The 17973-nt window shown below is 40.9% G+C and carries 17 protein-coding genes and 1 riboswitch; of the genes, 1 reads left to right on the plus strand and 16 read right to left on the minus strand.

Features of this window, described 5'->3' with window-relative positions; genetic code table 11:
• Window positions 1-5 precede the first annotated feature (5 nt).
• The 6 genes from ACTHOQ_RS03275 to ACTHOQ_RS03300 all read right to left on the minus strand — a co-directional run bounded on the left by ACTHOQ_RS03275 (window position 6) and on the right by ACTHOQ_RS03300 (window position 4672).
• Window positions 6-449, minus strand: a complete 444-nt coding sequence (locus ACTHOQ_RS03275) for a MarR family winged helix-turn-helix transcriptional regulator (protein ID WP_440494232.1) — start codon at window positions 447-449, stop codon at window positions 6-8.
• A gap of 73 nt (window positions 450-522) precedes the next feature.
• Window positions 523-744, minus strand: a complete 222-nt coding sequence (locus ACTHOQ_RS03280) for a helix-turn-helix domain-containing protein (RefSeq protein ID WP_440494233.1) — start codon at window positions 742-744, stop codon at window positions 523-525.
• Window positions 745-813: 69 nt separating this feature from the next.
• The gene (locus ACTHOQ_RS03285) at window positions 814-1257 is read right to left on the minus strand and encodes an acyl-CoA thioesterase (protein WP_440494234.1); all 444 of its coding nucleotides are present in this window, start codon (window positions 1255-1257) and stop codon (window positions 814-816) included.
• A gap of 166 nt (window positions 1258-1423) precedes the next feature.
• Window positions 1424-2200, minus strand: a complete 777-nt coding sequence (sdhB, locus tag ACTHOQ_RS03290) for a succinate dehydrogenase iron-sulfur subunit (RefSeq protein WP_440494235.1) — start codon at window positions 2198-2200, stop codon at window positions 1424-1426.
• 16 nt (window positions 2201-2216) lie between these two features.
• A complete protein-coding gene (gene sdhA, locus ACTHOQ_RS03295) occupies window positions 2217-3962 on the minus strand; it encodes a succinate dehydrogenase flavoprotein subunit (protein ID WP_440494236.1) in 1746 nt (581 codons plus the stop codon).
• Between the two features lie 95 nt (window positions 3963-4057).
• Window positions 4058-4672, minus strand: coding sequence for a succinate dehydrogenase cytochrome b558 subunit (locus tag ACTHOQ_RS03300; RefSeq protein WP_440494237.1), 615 nt, complete (start codon window positions 4670-4672; stop codon window positions 4058-4060).
• 272 nt (window positions 4673-4944) lie between these two features.
• Between ACTHOQ_RS03300 and ACTHOQ_RS03305 the strand changes: the two genes are divergently transcribed.
• A complete protein-coding gene (locus tag ACTHOQ_RS03305) occupies window positions 4945-5361 on the plus strand; it encodes a YslB family protein (protein WP_440494238.1) in 417 nt (138 codons plus the stop codon).
• A gap of 268 nt (window positions 5362-5629) precedes the next feature.
• Here the strand turns inward: ACTHOQ_RS03305 and ACTHOQ_RS03310 are convergent, their stop codons facing one another.
• From ACTHOQ_RS03310 to ACTHOQ_RS03355, 10 genes are all read right to left on the minus strand, one after another.
• Window positions 5630-6862, minus strand: coding sequence for an aspartate kinase (locus ACTHOQ_RS03310; protein WP_440494239.1), 1233 nt, complete (start codon window positions 6860-6862; stop codon window positions 5630-5632).
• Window positions 6863-7043: 181 nt separating this feature from the next.
• A riboswitch (Lysine riboswitch) is annotated at window positions 7044-7223 on the minus strand.
• A gap of 33 nt (window positions 7224-7256) precedes the next feature.
• Window positions 7257-9047 (minus strand): excinuclease ABC subunit UvrC, encoded by a 1791-nt coding sequence (uvrC, locus tag ACTHOQ_RS03315; protein WP_440494240.1) that lies wholly within the window; start codon window positions 9045-9047, stop codon window positions 7257-7259.
• Between the two features lie 100 nt (window positions 9048-9147).
• The gene (gene trxA, locus ACTHOQ_RS03320; protein WP_440494241.1) at window positions 9148-9462 is read right to left on the minus strand and encodes a thioredoxin; all 315 of its coding nucleotides are present in this window, start codon (window positions 9460-9462) and stop codon (window positions 9148-9150) included.
• Window positions 9463-9691: 229 nt separating this feature from the next.
• The gene (locus ACTHOQ_RS03325; RefSeq protein ID WP_440494242.1) at window positions 9692-10669 is read right to left on the minus strand and encodes an electron transfer flavoprotein subunit alpha/FixB family protein; all 978 of its coding nucleotides are present in this window, start codon (window positions 10667-10669) and stop codon (window positions 9692-9694) included.
• Between the two features lie 56 nt (window positions 10670-10725).
• A complete protein-coding gene (locus tag ACTHOQ_RS03330) occupies window positions 10726-11499 on the minus strand; it encodes an electron transfer flavoprotein subunit beta/FixA family protein (protein WP_440494243.1) in 774 nt (257 codons plus the stop codon).
• Between the two features lie 61 nt (window positions 11500-11560).
• Window positions 11561-12334 (minus strand): enoyl-CoA hydratase, encoded by a 774-nt coding sequence (locus ACTHOQ_RS03335; protein ID WP_440494244.1) that lies wholly within the window; start codon window positions 12332-12334, stop codon window positions 11561-11563.
• A gap of 16 nt (window positions 12335-12350) precedes the next feature.
• The gene (gene fadR / locus ACTHOQ_RS03340) at window positions 12351-12932 is read right to left on the minus strand and encodes a fatty acid metabolism transcriptional regulator FadR (RefSeq protein ID WP_440494245.1); all 582 of its coding nucleotides are present in this window, start codon (window positions 12930-12932) and stop codon (window positions 12351-12353) included.
• Between the two features lie 105 nt (window positions 12933-13037).
• Window positions 13038-14729, minus strand: coding sequence for a long-chain-fatty-acid--CoA ligase (locus ACTHOQ_RS03345; RefSeq protein WP_440494246.1), 1692 nt, complete (start codon window positions 14727-14729; stop codon window positions 13038-13040).
• A 394-nt stretch (window positions 14730-15123) separates the two neighbouring features.
• Window positions 15124-15537, minus strand: a complete 414-nt coding sequence (locus tag ACTHOQ_RS03350; protein WP_440494247.1) for a DUF350 domain-containing protein — start codon at window positions 15535-15537, stop codon at window positions 15124-15126.
• A 69-nt stretch (window positions 15538-15606) separates the two neighbouring features.
• Window positions 15607-17970: an endonuclease MutS2 gene (locus ACTHOQ_RS03355; RefSeq protein ID WP_440494248.1), complete on the minus strand. Its 2364-nt coding sequence runs from the start codon at window positions 17968-17970 to the stop codon at window positions 15607-15609.
• Window positions 17971-17973 lie beyond the last annotated feature (3 nt).

The following is a 17973-nucleotide window of genomic DNA, read 5'->3' on the forward strand; positions in this document are numbered from 1 at the left end:
CTATCCTATTTCATTAATAAATGTAATTTTTGTAAAGTTCTTGATAATTGCTCAAACTCTTCTTCGTTAAATTCCTCAGTAATTTCACGTAAATATTCTTGACGCTTTATAATTACTTCTTGAATAATTCGCTCCCCTTCTGGCAAAAGATGAATACGTACAACACGTCGATCGTTTTCGTCTCGTACACGTTGAACCAATTCACTTTTCTCCATACGGTCCACTAAATCAGTCGTTGTCGAAAATGCTAAATACATTTTCGTCGACAAATCACCAATCGTCATATCACCAGATTCATGCAACCATTGCAATGCAACAAATTGCGGAGGTGTAATCGTATAATTGCTTAATATTTCGCGACCTTTCTGTTTAATCAAGTGAGAAATATATCTTAATTCTTTTTCTAGGATTGCTACAGATTCAGAGCTATGTGTGCTTTGATCTTTCATCTATTCCATTCACTCCCCGATATGCTTCATAGTTCTATTTTGAAGTTTTTTAGGAAAAATAGCAAGTCTCCAATCAGTTTATTGACAATTCCTGAAGTCTTAGAAGCTCAAGAATCGCTTGCGTACGACTTGATACACCTAGCTTTTGAATCGTATTCGAAATATGATTACGAACGGTCTTTTCACTAATGCCTAACTTGGTCGATATTTCCCGGGTTGAATAGTCCTTTATTAAAAGCTCAAAAATTTCGCGTTCTCTTTTCGTTAACAGCGAACGATGCTGCGGACGATTCATTTTGCAACACCCTCCTATCCTCTTCTTTGTACATTATGTCGAATATACAAAGCAGGTGAGGGCATTTAACTATTTCCCGAGCAATAATTTTTTTTGCTCCTCTAATAGCGGGACTCCTTTACCCGTATCATAGTTCAATTGTACAAGTGTTCCGCGCCCTGTATAGCATAATTCATCTTTTTTATTTTTCACCATATAATGCAAGTCCATTGATGAAGTGCCAATTGATGCTGTTTTCACAAAAATTGTCAATTCCTCATCGAAGAATACTTCCTTCAAGTAATCGCATTGGATATCTGCTACAACCAGCATATTTTTATTTCCTGATTCTGCTGTGAATTCGAATCCTAACGCTTTAAAATACTCAATCCGCGCAAATTCGAAATATGCAAACACCTTTGTATTATTCACATGCCCATACATATCGGTCTCCGAAAAACGCACTTTTACCTTTGTCGAAAACGAAAAACCCGCCATCCATTCTGTCACATCCTGAATATATGTAGCCCGCATAAAAATTCCTCCTTTTAAGTAAATCATCATCCCCTGATAATGAATATGTATTCATTATAGCAATAAATGAAGTTTTGGAAAAGAATACACTTTTTAGCTTGCAGGCAGAAACGGAAACATCAAAAAAAGACCCCCACCGAAGTGAGAGCCTTGAAGCTGACTGAAATTAGTCAACCATATGGTCAGAACCGAAGAAGTTCTTGAACATTTGAACTGTTGTTGCACGGTTTAATGCAGCGATAGATGTTGTTAAAGGAATACCTTTTGGACAAGCAGCTACACAGTTTTGAGAGTTACCACAGTTTGCAAGACCACCGTCGCCCATGATTGCAGCTAAACGCTCGTCTTTATTCATTGCACCAGTTGGGTGTGTGTTGAATAAACGTACTTGCGATAATGGAGCTGGGCCGATGAATGAAGCGCCTTCAGACACGTTTGGACATGCTTCCATACATACACCACAAGTCATGCATTTAGATAGTTCGTATGCCCATTGACGTTTGCGCTCAGGCATACGAGGACCTTCCCCTAGATCGTAAGTGCCATCGATTGGAACCCATGCTTTTACTTTCTTAAGCGCATTGAACATGCGCTCACGGTCTACTTGCAAGTCACGTACAACCGGGAAAGTTTTCATTGGCTCTAAGCGGATTGGCTGAGTTAATTTGTCTACTAATGCTGAACAAGATTGTTGCGGACGTCCGTTGATAACCATTGAACATGCACCACAAACTTCTTCTAAACAGTTCATATCCCATGTTACCGGCGTTGTTTTTTGACCGTCGGCCGTTACAGGATATTTTTGGATATGCATTAATGCAGAGATTACGTTCATACCAGGACGGTAAGGAACTTCAAATTTCTCAACACGTGTAGGACCATTCTCACTATCTTGACGAACGATTTCTAACTTAACTGTTCTTCCAGTATTTACTGTTTCCATTTTTTAGTTCCCCCTTCTACGCTGAGTAGTCGCGTTTACGTGGTGGAATTAACGAAACGTCTACTTCGGCATAAGTAATAATTGGTTCGCCCGTTGCCGGATCGAACTTCGCCATAGTTGTTTTCAAGAAGTTCTCATCATCACGTTCCGGGAACTCAGGCTTGTAGTGAGCACCACGAGACTCGTTGCGTAATAATGCACCCTTAGTCATAACTTTGGCTAAATATAACATGTTCTTTAACTGACGAGTGAAGTGGGCACCTTGATTCGACCATTTTTGCGTGTCGTTAATGTTGATGTTTTCCCAACGCTCTTGAAGCTCAGTTAATTTCGCGTATGTTTCTTCTAATTTTGCGTTTACACGTACAACAGTCATGTTGTCAGTCATCCACTCACCTAATTCTTTATGAAGCAAGTAAGCGTTTTCTGTACCATCCATGTTTAAGATGGCTTCCCATTTTTCTGTTTCTTCCTGTACGCGTCGAGTGAAGATCTCTTCTGGTAAATCTTCCGCATGCTCTTTAAGTCCTTTAATGTACTTAACGGCATTTGGACCTGCAACCATACCACCGTAAATTGCAGATAATAATGAGTTCGCGCCTAAACGGTTTGCACCGTGTTGTGAGTAATCACATTCACCTGCAGCGAATAAACCAGGAATTTCAGTCATTTGATCATAGTCAACCCATAATCCGCCCATTGAATAGTGAACCGCAGGGAAGATTTTCATTGGTAATTTACGTGGGTCATCACCTACGAATTTCTCGTAGATTTCGATAATACCACCTAATTTAATATCTAATTCATGTGGGTCTTTATGGGATAGGTCTAAGTATACCATGTTTTCGCCATTAATACCCAACTTTTGATTTACGCACACGTCAAAAATCTCACGTGTTGCAATATCACGTGGTACTAAGTTACCGTAAGCAGGGTATTTTTCTTCTAGGAAGTACCAAGGCTTACCATCTTTATAAGTCCATACACGTCCACCTTCACCACGAGCAGATTCTGACATTAGACGGTTTTTGTCGTCTCCAGGAATCGCTGTCGGGTGGATTTGAATCATTTCACCGTTCGAATATGTTGCACCTTGCTGGTAAACAATCGATGCAGCAGAACCTGTGTTAATAACAGAGTTTGTCGTTTTACCGAAGATGATACCAGGTCCGCCAGTAGCCATAATTACAGCATCGCCACGGAATGAACGGATCTCTTCAGTTTTTAAGTCTTGTGCTACGATACCACGGCAAACGCCTTCGTCATCAAGCACAGCACCAAGGAATTCCCAGTGCTCATATTTTGTAACTAAACCAGCTACTTCGTGTGAACGAACTTGCTCATCCAGCGCATATAATAATTGTTGACCTGTCGTAGCACCCGAGAATGCTGTACGGTGCATTAACGTACCACCGAAACGACGGAAGTCAAGTAAACCTTCTGGCGTACGGTTGAACATTACACCCATACGATCCATTAAGTGGATAATACCAGGGGCTGCATCACACATACCTTTAACTGGTGGCTGGTTCGCTAAGAAGTCTCCACCATATACTGTATCGTCAAAGTGGATCCATGGAGAATCCCCTTCACCTTTTGTATTAACTGCTCCGTTAATTCCGCCTTGTGCACAAACAGAGTGTGAACGTTTAACTGGAACTAACGAGAATAATTCAACTGCAGTACCAACTTCAGCTGCTTTAATCGTAGCCATTAAGCCCGCTAGACCGCCGCCAACGACGATAACTTTACTCTTTGCCATGATTATTTCTCACTCCTCATTAATTGCTAATTACTTTTACTCATAATTCATCCGATAGGCCATCTTAACTATGTATTAGTGATCAAGTTAAGGGATTAAACGAATGACACGATAGCCGCAACACCAACAATCGCTAAAATTACGAAAACTAACATCGTAATATAAGTTGTGATTTGTTGAGATTTTTTAGATTGCGTAATGCCCCAGCTTACTAAGAAGCCCCATAAACCGTTCGCTAAGTGGAAGGCTGCAGATACGATACCTACGATGTAGAATGCTAACATTAATGGATTGTCAACGATTTCTACCATCATATTGAACTCAACTTCCGTACCGAATGCTTTTTGAACACGCGTTTGGAAAATGTGCCATGCAATAAAGATTACTAGGAAAATACCTGTAAAGCGCTGTAATGTGAACATCCAGTTGCGGAATGTGCCAAAACGCTTCGTATTGTAAGTTGCAGTAAATGCAATATACACTCCATAGAATCCATGGAACATTAATGGAATATAGATGATAATCCATTCCATCGCCAACAATAACCAATGCGGAACTAAATCCATCATACCTGTTGCGTTATTGTAGGCCTCTTCACCACCGACTGCAGTGAAGTTCAAAGATAAGTGGAACACCAAGAACAACCCGACTGGGACTACACCTAGTAACGAGTGTAAGCGGCGCCATAAAAATTCACGATCTTTCGACAAAACTGTTACCCCCCTTAGTACTTGAAATACACATGCAAAACGTCTCAATTTTGTAAACGTTGTGTTGTTGACTGCGCATTTCATCATGGTACAATATTATGACATGTCCATTGTACTCTCAACAGATACTAGCGTCAAGGCAACGCAGGATATTTTATAATCATTTTAAAGACGGGTTTACGCTGTTTGAAGTTCAGTTTTTTCTACTTATAACTTAATTCTTTTGGAAAGAATGAAAATTATAAGAAAATTTATGAAAGAGGTTTTTTACTATGGAAGGGTACAAAATGAAAACGATTCCAACTTTTGGGTACGAAATTATTCGCGATCATCTCCTCCCGTCGATTCTAGGGAAGCATGAGGAAGATGTCTTATATTGGGCAGGAAAAGAAATCGCCCGCAAATTCCCGTTATTTTCAATGGATGAGCTTCCTTCATTTTTTGCGGAAGCAGGCTGGGGGCAATTAATACCGGAAAAGGAAACGAAGGATGAACTTCATTACATACTTGCGGCGACAGAAGAGGGATCACTCAATATCGAACAACGTTGCTTTCGCATTGAGGCCGGCTTTTTAGCGGAGCAAAAACAAAAGCAGCTTGGATACTTAACAGAATGCTATGAAGAAAAATTTGAAAAGAAAAATTACGTGAAGTTCACTTTAAAGTGGGATTTAAAGGAAAAGATCTAAACATAGTTAAAAACTGTTGCTTTGTGGAAGAGCAGCAGTTTTTTTATGACTTGCTGGGGATGTTTATTCAGGTTCCAGGAAAGTGGAACATGTTAACAATAAAGCCGAAACAGTTGACCGTAAAATAGAAGCTTCAGTTGGAATAGCGGAATGTCCTTCATAAAAGTCGGAACATTTGCAAGCTAAAGTAAAACCGAATCTAAATAAAGTAGAATCCCGACAAAAATAGCTGGAAACAAACATATAAGTTCCTTTCCAGCAATCATCTTTAAGAGATCGATATTTCTTTCATTGCCAAATTGAATTCGTCATGCAATGTATTTGCCGCACGGACCATTTCCTCTTGCGGCACGACAACAGACACCTTAATTTCTGAAGTGCTGACCATTTTAACTGGAATATGCTCGCGGCCCAAACGTGCAAACATGCGTGCAGCCACCCCCGGATTGGACGCCATCGCCGAGCCTACAATCGATACTTTCGCCAAACCGACTTCAAAATCCGCAAAACTAAAGCCAAGTGATAGTTTGCTCGATTCCAATACACGTAAAGCTTCCGCAAACTCTTCTTTGGAAATAGTAAAGGAAATTGTCGGCTTTACCCCATCAATGACTGCCTGCACAATAATATCCACATTGATTTCATGTTCCGCCAAAACACTGAACACTTCTGCCAGCGAAGCCGTTTCATAGGAATCATATCCAATCGTTAAACGAATAATATCTGATTCATACGCAACACCGCGTACAAGTAAATTTTTCTCCATACTTACATCCCCTTTTATTAAAGTACCTTCCACGTCCTGTTCATTGGAGAGCACAACGATTGGCATATTGAATTTTTTTGCAAGCTCCACCGAACGCGGATGCAAAATCTGTGTGCCTAAGTTTGCAAATTCCAACATTTCATCATACGAAATTTCGGGAAGCTTTCTTGCACTTTCGACAATTTGCGGATCTGCTGTAAAAATTCCTTCCACCATTGAAAAAATATCGACACGTTCCGCATTTAAAGCGATAGCAAGCGCAACCGCCGAAGTTTCCGAGCCGCCCTTGCCTAGTGTTGTAATGTTTCCGGCTTCCGATATCCCTTGAAAGCCAGATACGACAACAATTTCGCCGAACTCAAAATGTTGTTCGATCCGCTCAATGTCGACAAAATCGATACGGGCATTGCGGTGTGTTTCATTCGTTTGAATACCCGCCTGCCATCCTGAGAAAGATACCGCTTTTCCGCCTTGCTCTTGGATTGCCAAAGCGAGCAGGGAACTTGTCATTTGCGCACCTGTGGAAATTAATGCATCCATTTCGCGTTTCGACGGTTCATCTGTAATTTCCGCAGCAAATTGACGTAAATCCCTGCGAATGGATGTCATTGAAGAAACGACAACGACTAAGTTTATGCCCTTTGCCTGCTCTTTTATCACCTTTTTTGCGACCTGCACGATTTTTTCCGGTGTCGCAATTGCCGGCCCACCAAATTTCACTACGATTGTCTGCATCCGATCCCGCTCCTCACCAAATTTTAATAGTTGGAAAAACACTGTATGCGCCATATACCGCAAAATGCTGTCTTTCCTTATGTGGATTTCTTTGGAGAACTTATACTTACTTACCCACAAAAAAACGACCTTCCAAGTTCATGGAAAGTCGCCGTCAATACGAATAAAAGTTTAAATGCGTTTTGCGGATAGCCCTCCAGAACATTTAAGCCCTGACAGTCCTGCATTTCTTAAATGCACAACCAGCAAAATACGCGAACAATGCGCATTTCACTTCGGCAGGATCCCCTTTCGATTGCTGTCAATGGAATTGTTCTTCCTCGAGCAATGTACTATTGAATACTGCGCCTCTATCATTGGATAATATAGAATTGTCTTTTATATTAGCATAGCACTAATCTTTATTCAATAATGTTTCGTGAAAATGACGATAGATCGCTTCCGCCAATTTGGCAGGCATGCCGGCTTCTTGGAGCTGCAATTCACTTGCTTCACGAATTTTCTTAACTGATCCGAAATGTTTCATGAGTTGCTGCTTGCGTTTTGGACCGACCCCTTCAATGCCATCAAGCACTGATGTAATGGCATTCGTCTGGCGTTGCTGTCGTAAAAATGTAATCGCAAAACGGTGTACCTCATCTTGTATGCGCTGCAATAAATAAAAACCGTCACTCGTACGCTTAAGCGGTACAACTTCCGGCGGGCTTCCGAATAAAAGCTGGGAAGTATTATGCTTATCGTCTTTTGCAAGACCTGCTATCGGAATCATTAAACCGAGCTCATCTTCTATTACTTCCCGAGCTACTTCCATTTGCCCTTTGCCTCCATCTATAATGATTAAATCCGGCAACGGCAAGTTTTCCCGCAGCACGCGTGTATAGCGTCGACGGATAACTTCCTGCATCGCCCCATAGTCATCATGTTTCGCCGCTTCTCTCGTTTTATATTTGCGGTACTCTTTTTTTGCGGGCTTGCCGTCCACAAAAACGACCATTGCCGATACAGGGTCTGTCCCATGCATATGACTATTGTCGAATGCTTCAATGCGCAGAGGGAGCGGAATGTCCATTGCTTCAGCAAGTGCTTCGCAAGCCCCGACCGTTCGCTCTTCTTGACGCTCAATTAACTGGAATTTTTCATGTATCGCGATATTCGCGTTTTTCATCGCCAAGTCGACGAGCTCTTTTTTCGTGCCGCGTTTCGGTATTTGCACTTTTACGTTTAAAAGCTTTTGCAAAATCGTTTCATCAATGGATTTGGGAACGAAAATCTCTTTTGGCAATATATGATGCGGCTGCTCATAAAAACGCCCGACAAATGTTAAAAATTCTTCTTCCGGCTCGTTATAAATAGGGAAAATCGAAACATCGCGTTCTATTAATTTACCTTGTCTAACGAAAAATACTTGGACACACATCCACCCTTTTTCGACAGCATAGCCAAATACATCGCGATTGCTCAAATCATCCGATACAATTTTTTGCTTTTGCATAATTTGGTCGATATGTGTGATCAAATCCCGAAATTCCTTTGCCCGCTCAAATTCCAGATTCTCTGCGGCATCAAGCATTTTTTGCTGAAGATCTTTTTGTATTTCCTCAACGCCCCCATTTAAAAACTTCGAAATTTCATCAATCATTTCATCATATACTTGCTTCTCGATATCCTTTACACATGGCGCCAAACATTGCCCTAAATGATAATACAGACATACTTGGTTCGGCATATGCGTACATTTGCGAAGCGGATATAAACGATCCAGCAATTTCCGTGTTTCGTTTGCGGCATAGGCATTCGGGTATGGCCCAAAATACTTCGCCTTATCCTTCTTCACTTTTCGTGTCGTAATAATGCGCGGATACCGTTCATTCGTTATTTTTATATAAGGATATGTCTTATCATCCGTTAATTTCACGTTATATTTCGGGTCATGCAATTTAATCAGGTTCAGCTCTAAAATAAGCGCTTCTAAATCACTTGATGTGACGATATATTCAAAGTCTTCAATTTCACTTACAAGTCGAGCCGTTTTCCCGTCATGGCTTCCTGTGAAATACGAGCGTACCCGATTTTTCAGCACTTTCGCCTTGCCTACATAAATGATTGTGCCTTGACGGTCCTTCATAATGTAACAGCCCGGATCATTCGGTAATATTTCTAATTTTGCTTTAATGATTGCATTCATGTTCTCACCTGTTCAATATGTCCTTTCCATTAGTTTAACTGATTGCCGGACAAGAAAAAAGCCGTACACCTTATTAGGTATACAGCTCTTTGAAATTCGATTATTTATTGTCGTTAATGAAATCGATTAACGCTTCTTTTGGCATGAAGCCTGCAGTTTTTGCTTTTAGTTCGCCATCTACGAATAATAATAATGATGGGATTGACATAATTTGATATTCAGCAGCAGTACCTTGGTTATTATCTACGTCTACTTTTACGATTTTTACATCGTTTCCGATTTCTGCATCTAATTCTTCAAGCACTGGAGCGATCATTTTACATGGACCGCACCATGCTGCCCAAAAGTCTACTAAAACTGTGCCGTTTGAAATTTCTTGTGCGAAAGTTTGATCTGTACTGTGTACAATTGCCATAATAAAATAGCCTCCTTCAATAACATATGGTTGTAGTATAGCATGTTTTGCCATTCAAAAAGTAGTAAAATGCTCGGGAATATGAGAGCGCATTCAATTTTCGCGTTGCTTTTTAATGTGATTATATTTTTATAGCGTTCTTTCCTGCACTATCGTTGCCCATAATTTTAACCGGCTGACCCAATACAAAAAAGCTCCCCTCGTAAAGAAGGAAGCTAGCAATAACCGATTATGCGTTTACTTTAAGAGCTTTGAATTCTTCGATTAGAAGAGGAATAACTTCAAACAGGTCGCCTACAATACCATAGTCCGCAACTTTGAAGATATTTGCTTCCGGATCTTTGTTGATTGCTACGATTACTTTTGAGTTCGACATTCCGGCCAAGTGCTGGATTGCACCGGAAATGCCTGCTGCAATGTAAAGGTCCGGTGTTACAACTTTACCTGTTTGGCCGATTTGCAATGAGTAATCGCAATATTCTGCGTCACATGCTCCGCGGGAGGCACCAACTGCACCGCCCAATAAGTTTGCAAGCTCTTTTAATGGCTCAAAACCTTCTTCGGATTTAACGCCGCGACCGCCTGCCACAACCACTTTTGCTTCGGAAAGATCTACACCTTCTGTTGATTTGCGAACAACTTCTTTAATGATTGTGCGCAAGTTCGCGATGTCTACTGATACAGAAGATACATCACCAGAACGAGACTCGTCTTTTGCTAAAGGCGCAATATTGTTTGGACGGATTGTTGCAAAAATGACGCCGTCTTTAATTTTAACTTTTTCAAATGCTTTACCGGAATAGATTGGGCGGATGAACACTGTGCCATCACCAGCGCCTTCAATTTCCGTAACGTCCGAAACTAGCCCGGATTGTAAGCGAGAAGCGATTTTTGGCGATAAATCTTTACCTAAAGAAGTATGGCCGAAAACGATTGCTTCTGGCTTTTCTTGCTCTACTACTGCTAAAATCGCTTGGCTGTAACCGTCAGAAGTATAATTTTTCAGGTGTGGATGCTCTACAGTAATGACACGGCTTGCACCATAAGCTACTAATTCCTGTGCTAAACCTGCTACAGAATCCCCAACTAATAAACCTATTACTTCGCCGCCGTCAGCAATTTTTGTACCTGCTGCGATTGCTTCGAATGAAACGTTACGTAAGCTCCCATCTCGAACCTCACCTAACACTAAAACTTTCTTTGTCATGAAATATCCCTCCATTACCATCTTCGTAAAAATTTTCGTTCTCTAGTTGATTTCTATTAGACTACTTTTGCTTCATTATGAAGCAAGTTTACTAATTCTTTTACCTGTGCCGAAAGATCGCCATCCAATACACGACCAGCTGCTTTTTGTGGCGGTAAATAAATTTCAACTGTTTCTACTTTTACTTCAACATCGTCTTCATCGATATCTAAATCATCCAGTTCCAGTTCTTCAAGCGGCTTTTTCTTCGCTTTCATGATCCCTGGCAAAGATGGGTAACGCGGCTCGTTTAAACCTTGCTGAGCTGTTACTAATAATGGTAAAGATGTTTCCAAAACTTCAGAGTCCCCTTCGATATCGCGAACGATCTTAACATTCGTTCCATCGATTTCAAGGCTCGTAATCGTTGTTACATAGTTAATGCCCAGTAAATCTGCTAAGCGTGGGCCGACTTGACCTGAACCGCCATCGATTGCTACATTTCCTGCTAAAATTAAATCTGCTTCTTTATCTTTTAAATATTCCGCTAAAATATAAGCTGATGAATATTGATCAAGCTCATCTAAATCATCTTCTGTATTAATTAATACTGCTTCGTCAGCGCCCATTGCCAAAGCTGTACGCAATTGCTTTTCTGCATCTTCGCCGCCGATTGTCACAACTGTTACTTTACCGCCCAATGCATCACGCTTTTGAATTGCTTCTTCAATCGCGTACTCATCATATGGGTTGATGATGAATTCTGCACCATCTTCTTGAATTTTACCGCCGGATACGACGATTTTTTCTTCTGTGTCAAAAGTACGTTTTACTAATACGAAAATATTCATAATCTAGACCTCCTAAAAGCTTTTAATTTTATCCCGTATAAAACGGGGATCTATACATTTTTTACTTTCCAGTAAACACTGGCTCACGTTTTTCAATAAATGCTTGGATACCCTCTTTTGCATCTTCTGAGACGAATACTTCACCAAAGCTGTGCGCTTCTGCTTTTACCCCATCATAATATGATGATGGTTTTGAATAATTGAGCATTTGAATTGCAGCCTTTAGCGCTATTGGCGATTTTTTCGCGATCTTCTTTGCAATTTTCAGTGTTTCCGGTATTAGCTCTTCGTCAGGGAATGCACGATTTGCCAATCCCCATTCTACAGCTTCCGTACCTGAAATCGGGTCGCTCGTAAACATCATTTCAGCTGCTTTTGCAACACCTACATAACGAGGCAGACGTTGTGTCCCTGCAAACCCAGGAATTAATCCAAGGGATAGTTCAGGCAAGCCCAGTTTCGCTGTTTCTGTCACGAACCGCATATGGCATCCCATCGCAAGTTCCAGTCCGCCGCCTAATGCCGCACCGTGAATCGCTGCGATGATTGGCTTATTAAATGTTTCGACACGTTCAAATACGTCTTGTCCATTTTTCGCCAATCCAGCGAACTCTTCGCCCGACTGTACGCTTGTAAATTCTTTAATGTCAGCACCTGCAGAGAAAAATCGTCCCTCTCCATGAATGACGATAACACGAACAGCCTCATCCTTTTCAACAGCATCTAATAGTGCATTGACATCTTGGATCAAGCCTTGCGAAAGCGCATTTGCTGGTGGTCTGGAAATTGTGGCGATTGCCACGCCTTCTTCTACTTTCCAACTTAGAAACTCCATTCCCTACATCCCCTTTTTATGCTTTTAATGCATTTAATAATAATTGCTGAACTTTTGGAGCCTGTTCCAGTAAGTCATAACGATTTTCGTTCATTACCCATGTTGTTGTAATTTCATCAATGCTGCCAAACACCATTTGCCGTGCAATACGAACATCCATTGCCTGATTGAATTCGCCGTTTAGCATGCCTTCTATTAAAATTTGATCTAACAAAATCAAATACTCTTTTAGAATAGCATTAATTTTCAATCTAATCTCTTTATTCGATTGCCTTAACTCAAGCTGAGTCACTGTTGCCAAATGGCGATCGCTTGATAAAACATGAAAATGATTATCGATCATCTTGCATAACTTATCGGAAGCAGTTTCCCCACTTTTTATTATAGCTTGTAAATTCTCTGCGAAAATACCCATTTTTTCCTGAAATACAGAAATTAAAATATCTTCTTTGTTTTTAAAGTATAAATAAATTGTACCATCAGCTACTCCAGCCTGTTTTGCTATTTTTGAAACTTGGGCTTGATGATACCCGTTTTCTGCAATTGCAATGACTGCGGCATCTACTATTTGCATATATTTGGGTTTGTTTCGTTTCAAGTTGCTCACCACCAAAAAAAATATGAAAACATGAATGACCATTCATTCATGTTTTCATATTATAATTTGTTATACAATCTGTCAATAGTTTGCTTCATTAATTAATTATTTCGCTTCTTGCTGCACCATTTTTTGTTTTTCCTCATCCACTAGTGTACGTCGCAAAATTTTCCCTACCGCTGTTTTCGGCAGCTCATCGCGGAATTCATATAAACGCGGGACTTTGAATGCCGCCAAGTTTTTGCGGCAAAATTCGTTGAGCTCTTTATCTGTGACAGATTTGCCTTCTTTTAGCACGATATATGCCTTTACTGTTTCGCCGCGGTACGGATCTGGAACACCCGCTACGACACACTCCTGAATTGCATCATGCTCGTATAATACTTCTTCAACTTCGCGTGGATATATATTGAAACCACCCGCAATAATCATATCTTTTTTACGATCCACTACATAGAAATACCCTTTATCATCCATATAGCCTAAATCACCCGTCAAGAACCACCCATCTGTAAAGGCCATCGCAGTTTCTTCCGGACGATTCCAGTAGCCCTTCATTACTTGGGGTCCTTTCACCGCAATTTCACCGATTTCCCCTACTGGCAACACTTCTGTTTCACCTGAACGGAAAATGGCCGAATCCGTGTTTGGCCATGGCAGTCCAATGGAACCATTTATACGGCTATCCCAAATTGGATTGGCATGGGTAACCGGGGAAGTTTCCGTTAAGCCATATCCTTCGACTAGGCGGCCGCCGGTTAATTCCTCAAACTTTTCCTGCACTTCCAATGGCAATGGAGCCGAACCGCTTAAGCATGCTTTAATGGACGATAAATCATATTTCGCTAAATCCGGATGATTCAGTAAACCGATATACATTGTCGGCGCACCCGGGAATAAAGTCGGCTTTTGCTTATCGATTGTCTTTAAAGCCTGTTCCGCATCAAATTTCGGCAATAAAATCATTTTGCCTTGCTGCATAACCGACAAAATTAATACCGTTGTCATACCATATACATGGAAGAACGGCAATATTCCTAAAATCGCTTCTTCGCCTTTGTTGCATTTGTACATCCACGCATCACACATCATCGTATTGGCGATTAAGTTTTTGTGTGTCAGCATAACACCTTTCGGGAAACCTGTAGTCCCGCCTGTATACTGCAGTAATGCCAAATCATTTTCAAAATCGAAATCAAGTTCGATATTTGTTGCGTCCGCCGTTTTCATCACTTCAGTAAACAGATGATTCATGCCGCTATGCTCTACTTTGACACTAAATCCGTATTGCTTCTTTTGGATGAAAGGATATACTAAGTTTTTCGGGAATGGCAAATAATCTTTAATGCCTGTAACGATGACATTTTCCAAATTCGTCTCATTTAAAATCTTCATAGTGCGCGGATATAAAATGTCCATAACTAAAATGACCTTCGCCCCGGAATCCGCCATTTGATACTGCAGCTCGCGCTCTGTATAAAGCGGATTTGTTTGGACAACGATTCCCCCTGCATACATCGTACCATAATAGGCAATTACTGCTTGCGGACAATTTGGCAGCATAATCGCTACACGATCGCCTTTCTCCACCCCTAGAGAACGCAAATAATTCGCAAACTTCAATGCGGATTCATACAGCTCTTTGTAAGTAAGCTCGCGCCCCATAAAATGTATCGCCGCTTTATTGGGCACTGACTCATATGCCTGTATCAAAAACTGATGAACCGGAAATTCCGGCAGCTCCAAGGAATGCGGAACTTCTTTTGGATAGCTTGCCAACCAAACTTTTTCTGTCATAAAACTTCTCCCCTTTGCTAAAAGCTTTATTCATTTTCATTATTATAATAAAAAAAGGAAATTCTTTCAAACTATTTAATTATTTTTTACGTTTTATTCTCGTTTAAACTATTATTTTCTCGTTTTTTTATTTTAATTTTCATAGTATTATCTTCATAAAAAGATGGATAACTGATTGTTTAGTATACAAATATATTTTTCTACAAAACTTTTTCCTCATTCGAATTAAATTTCAAAAACAGGATAGAATAACCGAAAAAAGCAAACAAACCAACAGAAATGTTAGTTCGTTTGCTTCTCGGTCTAAAGTGTCATCATGTAGTATATGCCGACTGCGAGAAATATTAAACAGACGACAATTAAAATTTTAGATAATGTTTCCATGTTTATACTCCTAAGATATACTTGCCCCTATTACAAATGATAAGCCGAGTGAAATCGTAAATGAAATAAATCCTACCGAGCGATTGTCGGCTGCTATTTCTTCATCCACGTTAAATTTCGGCGTCAAAAATTCGAATAAAAAATAAGCAAAAATTAATAGAGTAAACCCGAACAAACCCCAGCCGAGCATCTCAATAAATGATGTATGCTGCTGGATGGAATACCTGAAAATATTACACACGCCTAAAATCTTTCCTCCGGTAGCTAAAGCGACCGCGACATTCCCTTTCTTTATTTCATCCCAATTTTTGTACTTTGTTACGATTTCAAATAAAATCATTGATACGAATAAGCAAAGGACAACAACACTAAAATAGCCTGCCGTTTGAACGAGAGGATGGTGCCAAAAGTTTGAGCCTAGCAATCCATTTTTCCCCCTTTATAATTTACTTCCTATGTTTAATATTAGCGTATATTACAAAAGGAGCAACTATTATTTTAGTTCAACGACTGTCACACCGAATCCGCCTTCACCCGCTTCGCCGTAACGGAAAGATTTGACGCGCTTATGGTTTTTCAAAAAACTTTGAATTCCTTGACGCAATGCTCCTGTTCCTTTGCCGTGAATGATCGATACACGGGGGTAATTGGCCAATAGCGCATCATCTAAATACTTTTCAGTGCGGATTAGTGCTTCCTCATAACGCTCCCCGCGCAAATCAAGTTCAAGCTTTACGATGCTGCTGCGGTTTTTCACATTCATCATCGGACGCGTTGCCTGCTCTTTTTCTGGTTTAACATACTCTAAATCCGTTTCCGGCAATTTCATCTTTAATATGCCGATTTGAACAACCCACTCATCTCCCGTTTTTTGCAGGAGCATCCCTTTTTGGCCATAGCTTAACACTTTCACTTCATCGCCAACTTGCAGATTTTGTTTGCGCTCACGAGCAGCGACAGCCTTTTGCAGCACTTTATTTTCAATAGGCGCTGCATCGTCCAGACGTTTTTTCGCATCGATCAGTTCATGCTCTTTCACAGATAGTGCTGCATTTTCCTTCATCTTTCGCAACTCTGCAATTATTGATTCTGCTTCTTTTTTCGCATCATCGACAATTTTGCGCGCTTTTTCTTTCGCCTTTTTTTCTAAATTTTCCTTCTTCTCGTCATAAATACGAAGGCGTTCTTCCAGCTCTGCACGGATTTGCTGCGCTTCTTCAAGTAAAATATGCGCTTCATCCGCCTCACGCTCAGAACGGAGCCGGCTTTCTTCAAGTGAAGCGATCATTGATTCTACTTCATGACGATCTGTACCAGTAAACGATTTTGCATGGTCAATAACATTTGAGCCTAAACCGAGACGTTTGGAAATTTCAAATGCATTCGAGCGACCAGGCACACCGATTAACAGCCGATAAGTCGGGCTGAGTGTTTCAATATCGAATTCCACACTCGCATTGACAACTGATGGACGGTTATACCCATATGCCTTAAGCTCTGGATAGTGTGATGTTGCCATGACGCGTGCGCCACGGTCCACTGTTTCATCTAAAATGGCAATCGCTAATGCCGCACCTTCCTGTGGATCTGTACCTGCACCTAGCTCATCGAATAAAATTAAAGACTTATCGTCGAATTTGCTTAAAATATCTACTATATTCACCATATGAGAAGAGAATGTTGATAATGATTGCTCAATTGATTGCTCATCTCCAATGTCAGCGAAAACCTGTTCAAATACAGCCAATTCTGAACCATCAAGGGCAGGGACGGGCAAGCCGCATTGTGCCATTAATGTACATAGGCCAACCGTTTTCAATGTAACGGTTTTCCCCCCTGTGTTCGGCCCTGTAATGACAATCGCTGTAACATCCCGTCCAAACTCAATCGTATTGGCTACTGCTTCTTCAATTGATAACAGGGGATGGCGGGCGCGTACGAGACGTGTATAGCCCTCTTTATTCATTTTTGGCATAGTGCATTTATTCGCCTGACCGTATTTCCCCTTCGCCAAAATAACGTCGATTTCGCCAAGCAGCTGTACAAGCACGAATAATTCATGCCCCACTTCCTGTACCTTTAAAGTAAGCTCGCCTAAAATACGCTCGATCTCCGCTTTTTCCTTCACTTTTAAACGCTGTACTTCATTGTTTGCCTGAATGACTGCATCAGGCTCGATAAACAATGTTTGTCCAGAAGAAGATTGATCATGTACAATACCGCCATAGTGTGAGCGGTATTCCTGCTTTACCGGAATTACGAAGCGATCATTGCGAATCGTTATTATTGCGTCTGACAGCATCTTTGCCGCATTTGATCCGCGTATTAAGCTTTCCAGTTTTTGACGCACTTTTGATTCTTCCGACCGCAGTGACTGACGAATGGAACGTAATGCAGCGCTTGCAGAATCAAGCACTGTGCCATTGTCATCAATACAATCATTAATTTCGTGCTGCAATGCCGTCAACACCGGCATTTGCTCCTTGCGCTCCAGAAAATGAGGAATTTCAATGGTATTTTCTGATTCGATATCTTCAATAAAATTGCGCAAAATACGACTTGCACGGATTGTGCTCGCGATCTCCATTAATTCCATCGGGCTTAGCATACCGCCGATTTGCGAGCGGCGTGCATGTGGCCGCACATCAAAAATGCCGCCCATCGGAACATTGCCTTTTATGCGTAAAATGGCTAAACCTTCATCCATTTCCTCCAATAATTCCACTACTGTATCAAAATCCGTTTCCGGTATAAGTTCATCTATTGCTTGCTTTCCGATTGAGTTCGTGCAGAATGCCGCAACTTGCTCGCGTACTTTATCAAACTCTAGTGTTTTCAATGCTCGTTGTTCGATCATGAG

It is taken from the genome of Solibacillus silvestris, from assembly GCF_051967575.1.
Classification (GTDB): domain Bacteria; phylum Bacillota; class Bacilli; order Bacillales_A; family Planococcaceae; genus Solibacillus; species Solibacillus silvestris_B.